Source organism: Paractinoplanes maris (genome assembly GCF_023544465.1).
In the GTDB taxonomy this organism is placed as follows: Bacteria; Actinomycetota; Actinomycetes; order Mycobacteriales; family Micromonosporaceae; genus Actinoplanes; species Actinoplanes maris.
Genome location: NZ_JALPVL010000001.1, coordinates 31,939 through 50,524, shown reverse-complemented (window position 1 = coordinate 50,524; position 18,586 = coordinate 31,939). Strand labels below are relative to the sequence as shown.

The window sequence follows — 18,586 nt, the reverse complement described above, 5'->3', positions numbered from 1 at the left end:
CCGCTGCCGAATCATGGAACCTTGACCGAAGTGGCACTCGCGACCTAGCCTCGCGTTACACAAGGTTTGTTCGACCATCGCATGCAACACGCACAACATAGATCGCATCACATTACGGCATCACTTAAGGCCCCGAGCGGGTCTCACCAAGCCCCCGGCGGCGGACCGCACAGCCGGGGAGCCTATGAGCAGCGCGGTCGACCGCGTGCGCCCTCGAGGTGACGTGGTCCGATGACGCGTGCGGTCGTTTTGCCATGGTCGGGCATCCCGCATCAGGTCCGTGCGCGTTCACAGCGTGCGGGCGGCGAGAGGAGACACGGCGAGATGACCGCCCTGGTTTGGGTACTGGTGGTGGCGTTCGTCGTCCTGGCCGCCCTCGTGGTGACCGGCCTGGTGCTCGGTGGCCGCGCGCTGCGCCGGCTGCAGACCCGGGGCACCGACGAGCGCCAGGGCCAGGCCGTCGACGATGCCCTCGCCAAGGTCGAGGATGCCAACGCCAAGGTCGAGGATGCCAACGCCAAGGTCGAGGATGCCAACGCCAAGGTCGAGGACGCGAACGCCAAGGTTGACGACGCCAACGCCAAGGCCGCCTCCGTCCGCGCCGAGGCCGCCGCGGCCAAGGCCGAGGCCAGCTCGGCCCGCGCCGAGGCCCGCCGGGTCCTCGAGGCCGCCCACAGCGAGGCCGACACGATCCTCGAGCACGCCCACCGCCAGGCCGAGGCCGACGCCGAGCAGGTTCGCACGGCCGCCCGCCGCCAGGGTGAGCGCGAGGTCGCCCTGCTCAACACGACCGCCAAGGAGCAGGCGGCCGAGGTCGAGCGGCGCGCCGGCCGCATCGACGAGCGCGAGCGCCAGCACGCCGACGAGGTCGAGCGGCTGGTCGAGCGGGAGCGCCGCCTGGCGGCCATGGACGCCGACCTGGCCGCCCGCGAGGCGGTGCTGGCCGCCCGGGAGGTCGAGCTGGCCGACGCCGAGGTGTCGAAGCGCCGCGAGCTGGAGCGGATCGCCAATCTGACCGCCGAGTCGGCCCGCACCGAGCTCGTCGAGAGCATCGAGGCCCAGGCCAAGCGGGAGGCCGCCATCCTTGTCCGGGACATCGAGAGCGACGCCAAGACCACGGCCGACTCCCGGGCCCGGCGGATCGTGGTCGACGCCATCCAGCGGATCGCCAGTGAGCAGACCGCCGAGAGCGTGGTCAGCGTCCTGCACCTGCCCAGCGACGAGATGAAGGGCCGGATCATCGGCCGTGAGGGCCGCAACATCCGGGCCTTCGAGTCGGTCACCGGGGTCAACCTGATCATCGACGACACCCCCGAGGCGGTGCTGCTCTCCTGTTTCGATCCGGTGCGCCGCGAGGTCGGCCGGTTGACCCTCGAGAAGCTGGTGCTCGACGGGCGGATCCACCCGCACCGCATCGAGGAGGTCTACGAGAGCGCCAAGGGTGAGGTCGAGCAGCTCTGCGACCGGGCCGCCGAGGAGGCGCTGGTCGACGTGGGCATCACCGACCTGCACCCCGAGCTGGCCAAGCTCCTGGGCCGGCTGCGCTACCGCACCAGCTACGGCCAGAACGTGCTCAAGCACCTGATCGAGACCGCCCACATCGCCGGCATCATGGCCGCCGAGCTGGGGCTGGACATCCCGTCGATGAAGCGGGCGGCGTTCCTGCACGACATCGGCAAGGCGCTCACCCACGAGGTCGAGGGCAGCCACGCGCTGATCGGCGCCGACCTGGCCCGCAAGTACGGCGAGAGCGACGACGTGGTCCACGCGATCGAGGCCCACCACAACGAGGTCCAGCCGCAGACGATCGAGGCGGTGCTGACCCAGGCCGCGGATGCCTGCTCGGGCGGCCGGCCGGGTGCGCGGCGGGAGAGCCTCGAGGCGTACGTGAAGCGGCTGGAGCGCATCGAGGAGATCGCCGCCGGCAAGGTCGGCGTGGAGAAGGTCTTCGCGATGCAGGCCGGGCGCGAGATCAGGGTGATGGTGCGCCCGGACGACATCGACGACATCGGTGCCGCGGTGCTGGCCCGCGACGTGGCCAAGCAGATCGAGGAGGAGCTGACCTATCCGGGTCAGATCCGGGTCACGGTCGTCCGCGAGTCACGCGTCACCGAGCTCGCTCGTTAGCCCGAGCTGCTCGCGCAGGATGTCGGCGTGGCCGCAGTGCTGCGCCAGCTCGCGCAGCATGTGCAGATAGACCCAGCGCAACGGGATCGGCCCGCGCCGGTTGCCGGTCAGCTTGTCGTCGAGCCCGATGCCGGCCACGGCGGCCCGCGACGACGCGCAGGCGTCGAGATAGGCCGCGCGGATCGAGGCGATCGTGTCGGCGTTGTCGAGGATGAAGGACTCGTCCGGTGAGGACGGGATGCCGATCGCCGTCCGCGACCGACCGGTGACGGCCTCGTCGAACCACACCTTCTCGACGAAGGTGGCGTGCTTGACCAGACCGAGCAGGGTGGTCCGGGAGGGGACGAGCGAACGCCGCACCTGATCCTCGGTCAGATCGTCGAGGCAGTCGTGCAGGGCCCGTCGGTGCTCGTCGAGAAACGTCTCGAACTGGACCTGTTCCGGCTGGTTGATGACGTCGTCCGCGGAGATCATGACGAAAAGCATGTCAAGGCGGGCGACCCCGGATCAAGCCGGGGCCGCCCAGCCGAGCCCCGGCTAGAACGCCCCGCCACCACCGCCACCGAGACCGGGCTCGATGGTGGTCTGCTGGATCTGGGCGCCGGCGGCCCGGGGCGCGCGGCCCTTGCGGCGCGTGCGGCGGCTGAGCCAGCCGGCGAACCCGGTCAGCGCCGAGTTGATGATGATGTAGATGATCGCCGCGACGATCGCCGCCTGCACCACGTTGGCGAAGTTGGCCGAGAGGTTGTTGACGCCCAGCTGGATCAACTCGCCGTACGAGATGATGTAGCCCAGCGCCGTGTCCTTGACCAGCACGACGAGCTGGCTGACGATCACCGGCAGCATCGCCCGGGCCGCCTGCGGGATCAGGATGTGGGTCATCACCTGGCCCTTGCGCATGCCGACCGCGTACGCCGCCTCGCTCTGCCCCCGCGGCACCGAGTACACACCGGCCCGGAAGGCCTCGGCCAGCACCGACCCGTTGTAGAGGGTCAGGCCGATCACCACTGCCCAGAAGATCGACATCGGCTGCTCGGTGAGGAACGGCACCCCGAAGAAGATGAAGAACATCAGCAGGAGCAGGGGCACGGCCCGGAAGAACTCGACGATCACGCCGGCCGGGATGCGCAGCCACCAGTGGTCCGAGAGCCGGCCGACGGCGAAGATGATGCCGAACGCCAGCGACAGCACCATCGCCACCGCGGCCGCTTTGAGGGTCTCCAGCAGGCCGGGCAAGATGTAGTCGGTCCACGTGCTGGCCTGGGTGAACGGCTCCCACAGGTTGCCCGCCCACTGGCCCTTGGCGTCGAAGCGCGAATAGATCCAGTAGAGCAGCCCGAGCAGCGCGATCCCGAAGACGATCGTCAGGATGAGGTTGCGGGCCTTCGCCCGGGGCCCCGGGTGGTCGTAGAGAACAGCGTCGGTGCTCACCGCTTCACCGCCAGGCGGTTGGCCAGCCAGCCGAACGCGTAGCCGGTGGGGATCAGGACGACGGCGAACGTGCCGGCGAAGACGAGGAAGATCGGGATGACCGCGTCGCCGTTCGCGTTGATCAGTTCCTTCATCGCGTTGGACGACTCCATCAGGCCGATCGTGCCGACGATGGTCGAGTTCTTGCAGAGCGCGATGAGGATGCTGCCCAGCGGCGCGATCACCGCGCGGCCGGCCTGCGGCAGGATGACGATCGAGAGGGTCTGGAAGAACGTCATGCCGATCGCCCGGGCCGCCTCGGCCTGACCCGCGGGCACCGTGTTGATGCCGGAGCGGATGGCCTCGCAGACGAAGGCCGCGGTGTAGACCGACAGGCCGATCACGCCGAGCCAGAAGTTGTTGAGGTCGATGTCGTCGGCGAGCGAGAAGCCCAGCGTCGTGAAGAGACCGAAGTAGCAGAAGAAGATGATCAGCGTGAGCGGGGTGTTCCGGAAGATGTTGACCCAGGCGGTGCCGAAGCCGCGGAGCACCGGGACCGGCGAGACCCGCATCGCGGCGAGGACCACGCCGAGCAGCAGCGCGCCGACGCCGCCGGCGAGTGTCATTTTCAGGATCCAGAGGAACCCGGTTATGTATACGTCCCGGTTCAGCGGGTCGGAGAAGACGTCCATCGGCACCTTCGACTAAAAGGGTGGCGGGGCCGGTCGCCCGGCCCCGCCATCGAAGAAAAGATCAGCTGCAGTTGGTGAGCTTGGAGGCGTCGAGCTCGGGCGCCGCCTTGCCGCTCTTGCCCAGCGTGTCGTCCCAGGCCTTCTTGTACGACCCGTCGGTCGCCGCCGCCTTCAGGATGTCGTTGATCTTGTTGCAGCCCGCGGAGTCGTCCTTCTTGAGGCCGATGCCGTACGGCTCCTCGCTGAACGGCTTGCCGACGACCTTGAACTTGCCGGCGTACTGGTCCTGCGCGGCGTACCCGGCGAGGATGATGTCGTCGGTGGTGACCGCGTCGACGTTTCCGCCGGCCAGCGCCGTCACGCACTTGGAGTACGTGTCGAACTGCTGGAGCTTGGCGTCCTTGTGGTCGGTCTGGATCCGCTTGGCCGGGGTCGAGCCGCTCACCGAGCAGACCCGCTTACCGGCCAGCGACTCGGGGCCGGTGATCGTCGAGGCGGTCGGCACCAGCAGGTCCTGACCGGCGATGAAGTACGGCCCGGCGAAGTTGACGACCTTCTTGCGCTCGTCGTTGATCGTGTAGGTCGCGACGACCAGGTCGACCTGACCCTGCTGGATGTACGGCTCGCGGTTGGCCGAGACCGTGGTCTTCCACTCGATGCCGCTCTCCGGCACGCCCAGGCCCTTGGCGATGATCTTGCCGATCTCGACGTCGAAGCCGGTGTACGTGGTGCCGGACTGCAGGCCCAGGCCGGGCTGGTCGGCCTTGACGCCGATCACGAGCTTGCCGCCGGAGGCCTTGCCCACGACGCCGGTCGCGCCGCCGCTGCCCGAGCCGCTGCCCTCGTCGTCCCCGCCGCATGCGGCCACCGCGAGCGCCATGGTGAGCGCTCCGAGCGTGGCTGCCAATCGGGTGATGCGCATGTCTGTAGCTCCTCGAATTCGTGTTCGTCTTCTGGACTCAGTGCGTGAGGATCTTGGAGAGGAAGTCCTTGGCGCGGTCACTCTTCGGGTTGGCGAAGAACTCGGCCGGGGGAGCGGACTCGACGAGCTGACCGTCGGCCATGAAAACGACCCGGTTGGCCGCGTGCCGGGCGAAGCCCATCTCGTGGGTCACCACGACCATCGTCATGCCCTCCTTGGCCAGCGCCGTCATCACGTCGAGCACCTCGCCGACCATCTCGGGGTCGAGGGCGCTGGTCGGCTCGTCGAAGAGCAGCGCCTTGGGCTGCATGGCCAGGGCGCGCGCGATCGCCACGCGCTGCTGCTGGCCGCCGGACAACTGGGCGGGGTATTTGTCGGCCTGGTTGCCGATGCCGACCCGGTCGAGCAGGGCCATCGCCCGCTCGCGGACGACCGCCGGCTTCTCCTTGCGCACCTTTGTCGGGCCGAGCATGACGTTCTGCAGGATCGTCTTGTGCGCGAACAGGTTGAAGGACTGGAAGACCATGCCGACCTCGCTGCGCAGTTTCGCCAGCGGCCGCCCCTCGGCGGGCAACGGCTTGCCGTCGAACGTGATCGTCCCCGAGTTGATCGGCTCGAGCCGGTTGATCGCCCGGCACAGCGTCGACTTGCCGGAACCGGACGGTCCGATCACGACGACCACCTCGCCCTTGGCGACGGTGAGATTCACGTCGTCGAGAACGTGCAACGGGCCGAAGTACTTGTTGACCTGGTCGAGGACGATGAGAGCCTCGTCGGACACTGCTGGACCACCGTCCCTGTTCTGGCGGATCACCGGATGGGCACACTCTATGTGGGCCCTTGTATCGGTTCACACCGAGAATGGTCACGGAGCGGTAACACAGCGAGTGCGAAGAGAGGGCATTGTCCACCATGTTCGGTATGGCTGACATGGATCCGACAGGCGGCCTTTGGAACTGGGCGGCCGCATCGTCCCTTACCGCCGAGTGGGTCCACGGGGCGATCGCGGGGGCTCTGGAGCGCTCGGTCGGGCAGCTGGGGTCCGAGGCCGCGGTTCTGTGCGACGTCCATCACGTCGGCGGCGACTTCCCGACGCTCATCGACGTCTATCTCGCCCCGGAAACCATCGCGGAGTCCACCGCGGCGAGCGCGGTCGCGGTCCGGCTGGGCGTGGCGATCCTGCTTCCGGACGACACGCTTGATCCCACCCGTTTCGTCCTCGCCGGTCCGGACGGCGGCCTCGAGCTGGTGCACGCCGACGAGACCGAGACCGACGACGGCCCGGAGCGGCGGCACGTGCGTCCCTGCACCGGCCCGGTCACCGGCTGCGAGCGCCCCGCCGCCTGACCACGGCCGGCCGGGCACGGCGTACCCTGGTCAATTGCCATGACTACGCAGACGCAGGGCGCCCCCCGCACGTACGACGTGCGCACGTACGGCTGCCAGATGAACGTGCACGACAGCGAGCGCATCTCCGGTCTGATGGAGGACGCGGGCTACCTGCGCGCCGCCGACCCCGAGTCGGCCGACGTCGTGGTCTTCAACACCTGTGCCGTACGGGAAAATGCCGACAACCGCCTCTACGGCAACCTCGGTCATCTGCGCCCGACGAAGGTCAAGAACCCGGACATGCAGATCGCGGTCGGCGGCTGCCTGGCTCAGAAGGACCGCGGCGACATCGTCAAGAAGGCGCCCTGGGTCGACGTCGTCTTCGGCACCCACAACATCGGCTCGCTGCCGGCGCTGCTCGAGCGCGCCCGGCACAACCAGGAGGCCGAGGTCGAAATCCTCGAGTCGCTCGAGGTCTTCCCGTCGACGTTGCCGACCAAGCGCGAGTCGACGTACGCGGGCTGGGTCTCGATCTCGGTCGGCTGCAACAACACCTGCACGTTCTGCATCGTGCCGTCGCTGCGCGGCAAGGAGAAGGACCGCCGTCCCGGTGAGGTCCTGGCCGAGGTCGAGGCGCTGGTCGCCGAGGGTGTCCTCGAGGTCACGCTGCTCGGTCAGAACGTCAACTCGTACGGCGTCGAGTTCGGCGACCGCCTCGCCTTCGGCAAGCTGCTGCGGGCCACCGGCGGCATCGAGGGTCTCGAGCGGGTGCGCTTCACCAGCCCGCACCCCAAGGACTTCACCGACGACGTGATCGCCGCGATGGCCGAGACGCCGAATGTCTGCCACTCGCTGCACATGCCGCTGCAGTCCGGTTCCGACCGCGTGCTCAAGGCCATGCGCCGCAGTTACCGCCAGGAGAAATACCTGGGCATCATCGACAAGGTGCGGGCCGCCATGCCCGACGCCGCGATCACCACCGACATCATCGTCGGCTTCCCGGGCGAGACCGAGGAGGATTTCGAGCAGACCCTCGAGGTCGTCCGCCGGGCCCGCTTCTCCAGCGCCTTCACGTTCCAGTATTCGAAGCGTCCGGGTACGCCCGCCGCGATCATGGAGGAGCAGCTGCCCAAGGCCGTGGTGCAGGAGCGCTACGAACGCCTGATCAAGCTGCTCGAAGAGATCACCTGGGCCGAGAACAAGCGACTCGTCGGCGAAAAGGTGGAGGTCTTGGTCGCGGTGGGCGAGGGCCGCAAGGACGACCGTACGGGCCGGCTGAGTGGCCGGGCCCGCGACGGACGACTCGTGCACTTCGCCACCGGGGACCTCACGCCGCGCCCCGGTGACGTCGTCGAGACCGTGGTGACCTACGCGGCGCCCCACCACCTCAACGCCGACGGCGCTCCGCTCAGCCACCGCCGCACCCGCGCCGGCGACGCTTACGAGGCCGGCCGCACCCCCAAGCTCAAGGGCGTCTCCCTGGGCCTGCCGACAATCGGCGCCCCCGCCCCGCTCCCAGCGGCCGACGGCTGTTCCCTCTAGCCGCAGAACGCAAAACCAGCCGCGCACAACGCGGAATCCATCCGTGCAATAACGCGAAACAGGCGCAACGGCCCGGTCTCCGCAGAGACCGGGCCGTGTCGAGGCGGAGCCCGAAATTCATGCGCCCCTGGCCAATCCGGGTGGCGCCAGAATTCCGTACCGTATGACGTTGAATCAGATCTTGATCAGTTGGCCTGCTCGGCGAGCGCCAAGAACTGCTTCTTCGAATTCAACGCCTGCTCGGCTTCTTTGATGCGGCGCTGGTCGCCGGCCGTTTTCGCCCGCTCGAGACGCTGCTCGGCCTCGGCCACCTGCTCGCGCATCTGCTGCAGCAACGGGTTGTCCTGCGGCGTGGTCTTGCGCCAGGCCGAGTCCATCGCCACCCGGATGCGCTCCTCGGCGGCCCGCCAGCGACGGTCGAGCGAAGCGGAGGACTCGCGCGGCACCCGGCCCGCGTCGTGCCAGGCGGCCTGGGCGTCCCGCAGTTTGTTCTGCGCGCCGCGCGGGTCGGCGTCGATGTCGAGCGCCTCGACCTCGGCCAGGATCGCCTGCTTGCGCTCGAGGTTGCCCTTGTATTCGGCGTCCCGGGCCGAGAAGACCTCGCTGCGGCGGGTGAAGAAGGCGTCCTGGGCGGCCCGGAAGCGTTCCCAGAGGCGCTGCTCGGCCTCCTTGGCGGCCCGCGGCGCGGCCTTCCACTCGGCCATCAGGTCCTTGAGCCGGTTGGCGGTCGGTGCCCACTCGGACGACTCGGAGAGGCTCTCGGCCTCCTTGACCAGCTCTTCCTTGGCCGTCTGGGCCTGCTTGCGCTGCCCGTCGAGGGTGGCGAAGTGGGCGCCGCGACGGCGGGTGAAGCCGTCACGCGCGGTGGCGAAGCGCTTCCACAGCTCGCCGTCACTCTTCTTGTCGACGCCGCGGATCGTCTTCCACTCGTCGAGGATCTCCTTGAGGCGGTCGCCGGCCGACTTCCAGCCGGTCGACTCGGCGGCGATCTTCTCCGCCTCCTCGACCAGGGCGGTCTTGCGGGCCAGGGCCTCGGTGCGGGCCTGCTCGCGGGCCACCCGGGCCTCGCCCGCCTTTTCGTCGGCCAGGCCGGCCAGGCGGTCGAGCCGGGCCGCGAGCCCCTCGATGTCGCCCACCACGTGGGCCTCGTCGAGCTGCTGGCGCAGGCGCTTGACGCTGCTCAGTGAGTGCGACGCGTCGGCGGCACCCGACTTGAGGCGGGCCTCGACGAGGTCGACCTCGGTCACCAGGTCGGCGTAGCGCCGCGCGAAGTGGGCCAGTCCCTCCTCCGGGGTGCCCGCCTGCCAGGAGCCGACCACACGGTCGCCTTCCGCGGTCTTCACGTACACGGTGCCGTCGGCATCCACGCGCCCGAAGGTTGTCCAGTCGATCATGACCCATCCTCGTCTTCCCGGCACCACCGATCTCACCTGATCGGTGACCACCGCCACAGCACAGTCGAACGCCTAGCTTCTCTACGGCATTCTTTCTCGCGCATTGTCACAGGTCCAACCCGGTTACGGGGAAGCGCCCGACGATGACCGTGGCCAAACCTTGTCCTACCGTTGCTCCGTGCCGTTCGCAGGAGTTCCGCGCGTGATCACCGTTTCCGGGCCGACGGCGGCCGGTAAATCCGCTCTGAGCATCGCTCTGGCCCAGGAGCTGGGCGGCGAGGTCGTCAACGCCGACTCGATGCAGCTCTACCGCGGGATGGACATCGGCACGGCGAAACTCACCCCGGCCGAGCGGGACGGCGTTCCGCACCATCTGCTGGACATCTGGGAGGTCGGCTTTCCGGCCGCGGTCGCCGAATACCAGGGCCGGGCCCGCGCGGCGATCGACGACATCCTGGCCCGGGGGCGGGTTCCCCTGCTCGTCGGCGGCTCGGGCCTCTACATCCGGGCGGTTCTCGAGGAGTTCAAGTTCCCCGGCACCGATCCCGTCATCCGGCAGCGGCTGGAGAAAGAATTGGCGATCGCCGGTGCGGCCCCACTGTATGAGCGGTTGCGCTCGGCCGACCCGGTGGCCGCCGGCAAGATTCTTCCCTCGAACGGGCGGCGCATCGTGCGCGCGCTGGAAGTCATCGAACTGACCGGGCAGCCGTTCACCGCCACGCTGCCCGCGCCGACGCCGCATTACCCCTCGACCCAGATCGGCATCGACCGTGACCCGGCATCGCTGGACGAGCGGATCGCCGCGCGGGTCGACCTGATGTGGGAGGCCGGCCTGCTCGACGAGGTGCGGGCGCTGATCCCGCTGGGGCTGCGCGAGGGACGGACGGCGAGTCGGGCGCTCGGCTATCAGCAGGCGCTGGCCGAGATCGACGGCCGGCTGGGGCAGGCCGAGGCCAAGGCCGACACCGTACGGGGGACCAGGCGCTTCGTCCGCCGCCAGCGCTCCTGGTTCCGGCGCGACCCGTCGATCACCTGGCTCGACGGCGCCTCGCCGACGCTGTTGGCGGACGCCCTGGCCCTTACGGGATGATGGACCGCGTGCGATTCAGCAAAGGCCACGGCACCGGCAACGACTTCGTCATCATCGAGGACGCCGACGGCGCTCTCGACCTGACCGCCGCGCAGGTCGCCGACCTGTGCCATCGGCGGTTCGGCATCGGCGCCGACGGCGTGCTCCGCGTCGTGCGGGCGGCGAAGGATCCGGCCGCCGCCGGCCTGGCGTCCGAGGCCGAGTGGTTCATGGATTACCGCAACGGCGACGGCTCGATCGCCGAGATGTGTGGCAACGGCGTCCGCGTCTTCGTCCGCTACCTCGTGACCCACGGTCTGGCCACGCCCGCCGCCGAGGGCATCCCGATCGCCACCCGGGCCGGGGTCGTGCTCGCCGTCGTCGAGGGCGACCAGATCCGGGTGCACATGCGCAGCCCCCGGGTGTTCGCGGCGAGCACCGCCACCACCGGCCCGCTGATGTTCCCCGGCGTGGCCGTCGACTGCGGCAATCCGCATCTGGTGTGCGGTCTGCACGACGGGCTGGCGTTGTCGTCGCTCGATCTGCACGTGGAGCCCGGCTACGACCGCTCGGTCTTCCCGGCCGGGGTGAATGTCGAGTTCGTCGTGCCGGCCGCCCCGGTCGAGGGGGCTGATCTGCACGTCGACATGCGCGTCCACGAGCGCGGTTCGGGGGAGACGCTCTCCTGCGGTTCGGGCGCGCTGGCGGTCGGCGCGGTGGCCCTGCGCGAGGCCGGGCTGACCACCGGCGTGGTCGCAGTCGACGTGCCCGGCGGCCGGTTGACCGTGACCCACGACGCCGGCGATCGCTGGTGGCTGGCCGGGCCGGCGGTGCTGGTGGCGACGGGCGAGCTTCTCTGATGCACAACGTCGCCCACCGCGGTTACTCGGCGGTGGCCCCGGAGAACACGTTGCCCGCGTTCGCCGCGGCGGTGCGGGCCGGTGCGACCCTGATCGAGTTCGACGTCCGGACGACCTCCGACGACGTGCCGGTGGTGATCCACGACCGGACGGTCGACCGCACCACCACGGGGCAGGGTCACGTCTGGGATCTCACCTACTCCGAGGTGGCCGCGCTCGACGCCGGTGCGTGGTTCTCACCCGCGTACGCCGGGGTGCGGGTGCCGACGCTGACCGCCACGCTCGAACTGCTGCGTGCTCCCGGCCCCGGCCTGCTGCTCGAGATCAAGCCGCCGGCGACGTTGTCCCAGGTCAAGACGATCATGGAGCTGGTCGGCTCGTACGGCCTGGTCGACCGCACGATCGTGCAGAGCTTCGACCCCGAGGTCATCCGGCTGGTGCGGGAGGTCGCTCCGGCCGTCCGCCGTGGCCTGCTGCGTCTGCGCTTCGAGGCCGACACCGTGCCGCTGGTCGACGAGCTCGACGTCGTCTGCTGCAACCCGTCGAGGGCCGACGTGCTGGGTGACCCCGCCACGGTGGCGTCGCTCACCGGCCGCGGCGTCGAGGTGATGCCGTGGACGGCCAACGACATGACCGAGTGGCCGTCGCTGGCCGGCGCGGGCATCGCCGGCCTGATCACCGACCGGGTGGCCGAGCTGACCGGCTGGTCGGCGGGCCGCTGAGCGACCCGCCGTTCGCGCGTTCCGGCCAGAACGTCCCGCGGGTCAGAACGTCTCGCGTGGGGCCTCGTCCAGCTCGGCCTCGGGCAGGGCGGCCGGGTTGTGCGCGGCCGCGACCGGCCCGCGCACCGCGGCCCGGATCGCCGCCGCCACGGCCGGAGTGACCTTGGGGTCGAAGACGCTGGGGATGATCACCGTGGGGTTGAGCTTGTCGTCACCCACGACGTCGGCGATGGCCCGGGCCGCGGCCAGTGCCATCTCCTCGGTGAACTCGGTGGCGGCCGCGTCGAGCATGCCGCGGAAGACGCCGGGGAAGGCCAGCACGTTGTTGATCTGGTTGGGCTGGTCGGAGCGGCCGGTGGCGACGACCGCGGCGTGCCGGCGGGCCTCGCGCGGGTCGACCTCGGGATCGGGGTTGGCCAGCGCGAAGACGATCGACTTGTCGGCCATCCGGGCGATGTCGTCCCCGGTGAGCAGGTTGGGCGCGCTCACCCCGATGAACACGTCGGCGCCGGCGATGGCGCCCGGCAGGTCACCGGAGTAGTTGTCCTTGTTGGTGTGCTCGGCCAGCCACTGCCAGGTCTCCGACATGTCGGCCATGCCGCGGTGCAGGGCACCCCTCCGGTCGTAGGCGATGATGTCGCCCACGCCCTGGCGCAGCAGCAGCTTCATGATCGCCGTGCCCGCGGCGCCGGCGCCCGAGACCACGACGCGCACGTCCTGCAGACGCTTGCCGACGACGCGCAGCGCGTTGGTCAGCGCGGCCAGCACGCAGATCGCCGTGCCGTGCTGGTCGTCGTGGAAGACCGGGATGTCGAGCTGCTCGCGCAGACGCGCCTCGATCTCGAAGCAGCGCGGCGCGGCGATGTCCTCGAGGTTGATGCCGCCGTAGGCCGGCGCGATCGCCTTCACGATCTTGACGATCTCATCGGTGTCCTGCGTGTCCAGCACGACCGGCCAGGCATCGACGCCGCCGAACCGCTTGAACAGCGCGGCCTTGCCCTCCATGACCGGCATCGCCGCGGCCGGGCCGATGTTGCCCAGACCGAGCACGGCCGAGCCGTCGCTGACCACGGCCACGGTGTTGCGCTTGATCGTCAGACGGCGGGCGTCGGCCGGGTTCTCGGCGATCGCCATGCAGACCCGGGCCACCCCGGGGGTGTACGCCCGGGACAACTCGTCACGGTTGCGGAGCGCGACCTTCGACGTGACCTCGATCTTGCCGCCCAGGTGCAGCAGGAAGGTGCGGTCGGACACCTTGCGGACGTCGACCCCGTCCTGCTCCTCCAGCTGCTTGACGACCTGGTCGGCGTGGTTGGAGTCGGCGGTGTCGCAGGTGAGGTCCACGAGGACGCGGGTGGGGTCGGAATCGACCACGTCGAGGGCCGTCACGATGGCGCCGGCCTCGCCGACACAGGTGGTGAGCCGGCCGATGGACGAGGCGTCCGCGGTAACAGCTATCCGGATCGTGATCGAGAATCCTGCGCTCGGCAGGCGGGTCGTCACCACGGTGTTCCCTCCGACATTGGTGGGTGCGTCACCGTAATCTTGCCCCCGCGGAATATCCGGTTCCATCCGGGTCGTTGTGCATAGTCCTGCCACTCATTCGAGAACGCCCGGCCACGTTATGTGGATGCGCCGACCACGGCGACGTGCCACGATCGGGGCCGAGGAGGTCACCTTTTGCGAAACACTTACCAGGCACCCGTACTCGAGGTCGACGAGCTGGATGTGACATCCGGGGAACTCGAGCTCGAGGAGCGGCACTCGCTGCGGCGGGTCGCCGGTCTTTCCACCGAGCTCACCGACATCACCGAGGTCGAGTACCGGCAGCTGCGGCTCGAGCGGGTCGTCCTGGTCGGCGTCTGGACCGAGGGCTCCGCCGAGGATGCCGACAACTCCCTGACCGAGTTGGCCGCGCTGGCCGAGACGGCCGGCTCCCAGGTGCTCGAGGGCCTGATCCAGCGTCGCTCACGCCCCGACACGGCCACCTTCATCGGCCGTGGCAAGGTCGAGGAGCTGCGTGACGCGGTCATCGCCACCGGCGCCGACACGGTCATCTGCGACGGTGAGCTGTCCCCGTCCCAGCTGCGCAATCTCGAGCAGCAGACCAAGGTCAAGGTCGTCGACCGTACGGCTCTGATCCTCGACATCTTCGCCCAGCACGCGAAGAGCAAAGAGGGTAAGGCGCAGGTCGAGCTGGCTCAGCTGCAATATCTCCTCCCGCGTCTGCGGGGCTGGGGTGAGTCGCTGTCCCGCCAGGGCGGTGGCGCCGGTGGTTCGGGCGGCGGTGGCGTCGGGACGCGTGGTCCCGGTGAGACCAAGCTCGAGACCGACCGTCGCCGCATCAACCAGCGCATCTCCAAGCTGCGCCGCGAGATCAAGGGCATGCGGACCGTCCGGCAGACCAAGCGCTCGCGCCGCGCGAGCAGCGGGGTCCCGGCCGTGGCGATCGCCGGCTACACCAACGCCGGCAAGTCGAGCCTGCTCAACCGCCTGACCCAGGCGGGCGTGCTGGTCGAGGACGCGTTGTTCGCCACCCTCGATCCGACCACCCGGCGCACCGCGGCCGAGGACGGGCGGGTCTACACGCTCTCCGACACCGTCGGCTTCGTCCGGCACCTGCCGCACCAGATCGTGGAGGCGTTCCGCTCCACGCTCGAGGAGGTGTCGTTCGCCGACCTCGTCGTGCACGTCGTCGACGGCGCCCACCCCGACCCCGAGGGTCAGGTCAGCGCCGTGCGTGAGGTGCTGGCCGAGGTCGACGCCGACACGATCCCCGAGCTGCTGGTGATCAACAAGATGGACGCCGCGGACGAGGAGACGGTGCTGCGGCTCAAGCGCGCGTGGCCCGACGCCGTGTTCGTGTCGGCCAAGTCCGGCGCGGGCATCGCCGAGCTGCACCAGGCGATCGCCGAGCGGCTGCCCAAGCCCGCGGTCGATCTGCGGGTCCTGCTGCCCTATGACCGGGGTGATCTGGTCGCCCGGATCCACCGGACCGGTCAGGTGCTCCAGACCCGCCATGTGGAGGAGGGCATCGAGCTGCGGGTGCGGGTCGACGAGCGCCTGGCCAACGAGCTGGAGTCCTTCAAATACTGAGCGTGCGACTTCGGCCGTGGAAGCGGCCAGGGGTTGACTGACGCGTAACACCAGCACGGGACGCCGCATGCGACACTGATCGGATGCGGCGTCTCGTGTTCCCGGTGATCGTGGCCTCCGGGCTGGTGATGATCGGTCCGTCCATGGCGTTTGCCGAGGATCCGGCCCCGACGGTCAGCGTTCCGGCCGCAGCGGGCAAGAAAATGTGCAAGATCGGCGACGACAGGATCGACGAGGCGTCCGGCATCGTCGCCACCAAATCGGGCTATGTCGTGGTGAACGACAGCACCGACAAAGAGGACCACAAGCGGATCTTCTTCCTCGACACCAAATGCGCGGTCACCCGGGACGTCGAGTATTCGGGCAAGGGCCCGCTGGACCCCGAGGATCTGATCCTTTCCCCCGACGGCACGAAGCTCTGGATCGCCGACATCGGTGACAACAACTTCGACCGCGACAAGCGCCGCCCGGCCGTCAGCCTCTGGTCCATGCCGTCGAACGGTTCGGCCGAGCCGACGATCCACCGGCTCAGCTACCCCCAAAACGACAGCCACGACGCCGAGGCGCTGCTGCTCAACGGTGACGGCACCCCGTTGATCGTCACCCGCGAGATCGGCCGCCCGGCTTACGTCTATCAGCCCACCGCCCCGCTGAAGAGCAAGAACGAGGTGGGCGTGCCGATGCGGCGCGTCGCCGAGCTCCCCGTCTCGGCCACGCAGACCGACGGCAACCCGCTCGCCCGCATCGGCAACCAGACGATCAGCGGCGGCGCGGTGGCCCCGGGCGGGGCAAAGGTGGCGCTGCGCACCTACACCGACGCGCTCGAGTGGGACGTGAAGAACGGCGACGTGCTCGGCGCGATCAAGGGCAGGCCGCGGACGACCGGCCTGCCCAACGAGGCCGTCGGCGAGGCGATCACCTACAGCCCCGACGGCAAGTTCTTCTACACGATCTCCGACATGAACGGTGACGTCGAGACGGCCAACTACATCCTCCGCTACACGCCGGCCACCACAGTCGCGGTGGCCGCCAAGAACGGTGGCGAGGAGACCGGCGACAAGTGGTATGCCAACCTCGAGCTCAGCGACATCACGTACGCCGTGGGCGGTGTCGGCCTGATCGGGCTGATCCTGGTCGGGGTGGGCGCGATGGGCATCGTGCGGCACCGCAAGCGGGTGGCCGCCGCGCCGGCGACGGCCGATGACGACGACTTCCAGAACCCGTTGAAGGGTGATCCCGAGACCGAGTTGATCGGGGTCGGGGGCGCGCCGCAGCGAGCCGGGGTCTACGGCGGAGCGCGGCCGGGGGCGGCGGCCGGTGGTCCTTCCGGCGGCAACGGCGTTTATGGCGGTGCCGGTCAGCCGGCGGGCAAGGGCGTCTACGGCGGGGCCGCGTCGGGTGGCCTGGCCTCCGGCGGTGCCAAGGGGCAGCCGCAGCCCGCGCGCGCGGGGGTCTACGGCGGTAAGGGTGAGCCGCCGCGTGGTCCCCAGGGTGAGCCGGCGCGTGGCCCCCAGGGTCAGCCGCCGCGCGGGCCGCAGGGTCAGCCGCCGCGTGGGCCGCAGGGTCAGCCGGCGCGGGCGCCGCAGGGCCAGCCGCCTCGGGCGCCGCAGGGCCAGTCGCCTCGGGGTCCCCAGGGTCAGCCCTCGCAGGGGCAGCCGGCGCGGGTGCCGCAGGGTCAGCCACCGCGTGGGCCGCAGGGTCAGCCGCCGCGTGGGCCGCAGGGTCAGCCGGCGCGGGCGCCGCAGGGCCAGCCGCCGCGTGGGCCGCAGGGTCAGCCGGCGCGGGCGCCGCAAGGCCAGCCGCCTCGGGGTCCCCAGGGTCAGCCCTCGCAGGGGCAGCCGGCGCGGGTGCCGCAGGGTCAGCCGCCCCGTGGTCCCCAGGGGCAGCCGGCGCGGGCGCCCCAGGGCCAGCCACCGCGGGCGCCGCAGGGTCAGCCTCCGCGCGGGCCACAGGGGCAGCCGGCGCGGGCACCCCAAGGACAGCCGCCTCGGGGTCCGCAGGGTCAGCCTCCGCGGGGGCCGCAAGGTCAGCCGCCTCGGGGTCCGCAGGGTCAGCCCCCACGCGGCGCGCAGGGACGAGGTCCGCAGGGGCAGCCGCCGCGCGGTGGTAATGGTGTCTACGGCGGCGACGGCGATCAGCCGCCCGTCGCCCGCAACGGCTACAGCGAATTCCGGCCGAGCCCCGAGGGCCGCCGCTTCGACGGATACGGCCCCCGGTAAGCCTTGACGGTCAGACCCGGCGCAGGACGGCCACGACGCGGCCCATGATGGTCGCGTCGTCGCCGGGGATCGGGTCGAAAGCCGGGTTGGCCGGCATCAGCCACACGTGCCCGTCCCGCTGGCGATAGCTCTTCACGGTGGCCTCGCCGTCGATCATCGCGGCCACGATGTCGCCCGCGTTGGCCGTCGGCTGCTGCCGCACGACGACCCAGTCGCCGTTGCAGATGGCCGCGTCGATCATCGAGTCACCCTTGACCTCGAGCATGAAGACCTCGCCCTCGCCGACCAGCTCGCGCGGCAGCGGGAAGAACTCCTCGACGGCCTGCTCAGCCAGGATCGGGCCACCGGCCGCGATGCGGCCGAGCAGCGGCACATAGGCCGGCTGGGGTCGCGCCGAGCGCAGGCCCTCCTCGTCGACCATCTCGCTGGGCGAGCGGACGTCGACGGCCCGCGGCCGGTTGGGGTCGCGGCGCAGGAAGCCCTTGGTCTCGAGTGCCTTCAGCTGATAAGCCACGCTGGACGGCGAGACCAGGCCGACGGCCTCGCCGATCTCGCGGACGCTCGGCGGGTATCCGTAACGCTCCACCCAGTCGCGGATGAACTCGAGGATGCGGCGCTGGCGCGCGGTGAGATCGGCGGTGACCGGCTCGGGGAACTGGCTGACCACCGGAGTGACGGAACGCAGCTGCGGGGCATCGGCGGCACGCCCGCGGCTCGGTGTGCGGCGGCGCAGGGCCGCCCCGTTGTCTGGCTTGGTCTGGTGTTGCCGGCTGCTCGTCCGGTCGTCGGTCGACACGTCCGCCCTCCCTGTCGGCCAGTGCCTCGTCGGCACGTGGTGCTGCCTCGCGGAGCCGGAGCGCCACGCCGTGGGGATGACGTGTGCCCGGCTGACCCCTTTGAGGGAGAACCGTAGTAGCGGGGTGCGACATATTCAAACATCTGTACGACTTTCTTGCGGCGTGTCGCCCAGAAGTGCTCGACTTCCGTACGCCTGTTCTGATAGACCGTCGTACGGACGTTCGATCGAACGCCCGTACGAAGATCGTCTTCCGGTGGGGAGAACGCCATGGTGGCGAACGGTGTGATGACGGGGCGGGCACGGGGCGTGATGGTCGGCGGGGCTCCGGCTCGGCACTCGATGGTTCGGTCCACGATGGTTCAGCCGGCGACGGTTCGGTCCTCGGCAAATCGGTCCTCGGCGGTT

The 18,586-nt window shown here is 70.0% G+C and carries 16 protein-coding genes; 8 read left to right on the top strand and 8 right to left on the bottom strand.

Translation table 11 applies throughout. The annotated features are described in order from the left end of the window. Nucleotides 1-324: 324 nt before the first annotated feature. Entirely contained in the window at nt 325-2,127 is a 1,803-nt protein-coding gene (gene rny / locus NAG42_RS00240) for a ribonuclease Y (RefSeq protein WP_250027166.1), read from the top strand. Here rny and NAG42_RS00235 read toward each other — a convergent pair. The 5 genes from NAG42_RS00235 to NAG42_RS00215 form a co-directional block, all read right to left on the bottom strand. Further along, entirely contained in the window at nt 2,101-2,601 is a 501-nt protein-coding gene (locus NAG42_RS00235; RefSeq protein ID WP_250027165.1) for a DinB family protein, read from the bottom strand. The genes rny and NAG42_RS00235 overlap by 27 nt on opposite strands. A gap of 63 nt (nt 2,602-2,664) precedes the next feature. Continuing rightward, complete coding sequence (locus tag NAG42_RS00230; RefSeq protein WP_250027164.1) at nt 2,665-3,558, bottom strand: amino acid ABC transporter permease; 894 nt, start codon at nt 3,556-3,558, stop codon at nt 2,665-2,667. Continuing rightward, nucleotides 3,555-4,229 (bottom strand): amino acid ABC transporter permease, encoded by a 675-nt coding sequence (locus NAG42_RS00225; protein WP_250027163.1) that lies wholly within the window; start codon nt 4,227-4,229, stop codon nt 3,555-3,557. The genes NAG42_RS00230 and NAG42_RS00225 overlap by 4 nt, the downstream gene beginning before the upstream one ends. A gap of 61 nt (nt 4,230-4,290) precedes the next feature. Beyond that, on the bottom strand, nt 4,291-5,151 hold the full coding sequence (locus tag NAG42_RS00220; protein WP_250027162.1) for a glutamate ABC transporter substrate-binding protein: 861 nt from the start codon (nt 5,149-5,151) through the stop codon (nt 4,291-4,293). Nucleotides 5,152-5,188: 37 nt separating this feature from the next. Continuing rightward, nucleotides 5,189-5,932, bottom strand: a complete 744-nt coding sequence (locus NAG42_RS00215) for an amino acid ABC transporter ATP-binding protein (protein WP_250027161.1) — start codon at nt 5,930-5,932, stop codon at nt 5,189-5,191. A gap of 140 nt (nt 5,933-6,072) precedes the next feature. Here NAG42_RS00215 and NAG42_RS00210 point away from each other — a divergent pair, with 140 nt between their 5' ends. Together NAG42_RS00210 and miaB are read left to right on the top strand one after the other, a co-directional pair. Then, complete coding sequence (locus NAG42_RS00210; RefSeq protein ID WP_250027160.1) at nt 6,073-6,498, top strand: hypothetical protein; 426 nt, start codon at nt 6,073-6,075, stop codon at nt 6,496-6,498. Between the two features lie 39 nt (nt 6,499-6,537). Continuing rightward, on the top strand, nt 6,538-8,022 hold the full coding sequence (miaB, locus tag NAG42_RS00205; protein WP_250027159.1) for a tRNA (N6-isopentenyl adenosine(37)-C2)-methylthiotransferase MiaB: 1,485 nt from the start codon (nt 6,538-6,540) through the stop codon (nt 8,020-8,022). Nucleotides 8,023-8,207: 185 nt separating this feature from the next. Here miaB and NAG42_RS00200 read toward each other — a convergent pair whose 3' ends face one another. After that, nucleotides 8,208-9,416 carry a DUF349 domain-containing protein gene (locus NAG42_RS00200; protein WP_250027158.1) on the bottom strand — a complete coding sequence of 403 codons (1,209 nt, stop codon included), beginning with the start codon at nt 9,414-9,416 and terminating at the stop codon, nt 8,208-8,210. 160 nt (nt 9,417-9,576) lie between these two features. Here NAG42_RS00200 and miaA point away from each other — a divergent pair, with 160 nt between their 5' ends. Genes miaA through NAG42_RS00185 form a run of 3 tightly spaced genes read left to right on the top strand, consistent with a single transcriptional unit; the run spans nt 9,577 to nt 12,067 of the window. Then, complete coding sequence (gene miaA / locus NAG42_RS00195; protein ID WP_284044675.1) at nt 9,577-10,506, top strand: tRNA (adenosine(37)-N6)-dimethylallyltransferase MiaA; 930 nt, start codon at nt 9,577-9,579, stop codon at nt 10,504-10,506. A gap of 8 nt (nt 10,507-10,514) precedes the next feature. Beyond that, on the top strand, nt 10,515-11,345 hold the full coding sequence (gene dapF, locus NAG42_RS00190) for a diaminopimelate epimerase (RefSeq protein WP_250027156.1): 831 nt from the start codon (nt 10,515-10,517) through the stop codon (nt 11,343-11,345). Continuing rightward, nucleotides 11,345-12,067, top strand: a complete 723-nt coding sequence (locus NAG42_RS00185; protein WP_250027155.1) for a glycerophosphodiester phosphodiesterase — start codon at nt 11,345-11,347, stop codon at nt 12,065-12,067. Before dapF ends, NAG42_RS00185 begins: the two co-directional genes overlap by 1 nt. Before the next feature lie 42 nt (nt 12,068-12,109). Here the strand turns inward: NAG42_RS00185 and NAG42_RS00180 are convergent, their stop codons facing one another. Then, on the bottom strand, nt 12,110-13,573 hold the full coding sequence (locus NAG42_RS00180; protein ID WP_250027154.1) for an NAD-dependent malic enzyme: 1,464 nt from the start codon (nt 13,571-13,573) through the stop codon (nt 12,110-12,112). 174 nt (nt 13,574-13,747) lie between these two features. Here NAG42_RS00180 and hflX point away from each other — a divergent pair, with 174 nt between their 5' ends. Together hflX and NAG42_RS00170 are read left to right on the top strand one after the other, a co-directional pair. After that, complete coding sequence (gene hflX, locus NAG42_RS00175) at nt 13,748-15,163, top strand: GTPase HflX (RefSeq protein ID WP_250027153.1); 1,416 nt, start codon at nt 13,748-13,750, stop codon at nt 15,161-15,163. Between the two features lie 83 nt (nt 15,164-15,246). Next, on the top strand, nt 15,247-17,382 hold the full coding sequence (locus NAG42_RS00170) for a hypothetical protein (protein ID WP_250027152.1): 2,136 nt from the start codon (nt 15,247-15,249) through the stop codon (nt 17,380-17,382). A 10-nt stretch (nt 17,383-17,392) separates the two neighbouring features. On the opposite strand, the gene lexA is transcribed toward NAG42_RS00170, so the two are convergent. After that, entirely contained in the window at nt 17,393-18,178 is a 786-nt protein-coding gene (gene lexA, locus NAG42_RS00165) for a transcriptional repressor LexA (protein ID WP_438872330.1), read from the bottom strand. Nucleotides 18,179-18,586: the final 408 nt, after the last annotated feature.

Excerpts from the sequence above, each read along its gene's own strand:
- NAG42_RS00220 (WP_250027162.1), bottom strand. The coding sequence starts at position 5,151 with ATGCGCATCACCCGATTGGCAGCCACGCTCGGAGCGCTCACCATGGCG.
- NAG42_RS00225 (WP_250027163.1), bottom strand. The coding sequence starts at position 4,229 with ATGGACGTCTTCTCCGACCCGCTGAACCGGGACGTATACATAACCGGG.
- NAG42_RS00235 (WP_250027165.1), bottom strand. The coding sequence starts at position 2,601 with ATGATCTCCGCGGACGACGTCATCAACCAGCCGGAACAGGTCCAGTTC.
- NAG42_RS00200 (WP_250027158.1), bottom strand. The coding sequence starts at position 9,416 with ATGATCGACTGGACAACCTTCGGGCGCGTGGATGCCGACGGCACCGTG.
- NAG42_RS00170 (WP_250027152.1), top strand. The coding sequence starts at position 15,247 with ATGCGGCGTCTCGTGTTCCCGGTGATCGTGGCCTCCGGGCTGGTGATG.
- miaB (WP_250027159.1), top strand. The coding sequence starts at position 6,538 with ATGACTACGCAGACGCAGGGCGCCCCCCGCACGTACGACGTGCGCACG.
- rny (WP_250027166.1), top strand. The coding sequence starts at position 325 with ATGACCGCCCTGGTTTGGGTACTGGTGGTGGCGTTCGTCGTCCTGGCC.
- NAG42_RS00210 (WP_250027160.1), top strand. The coding sequence starts at position 6,073 with ATGGCTGACATGGATCCGACAGGCGGCCTTTGGAACTGGGCGGCCGCA.
- NAG42_RS00185 (WP_250027155.1), top strand. The coding sequence starts at position 11,345 with ATGCACAACGTCGCCCACCGCGGTTACTCGGCGGTGGCCCCGGAGAAC.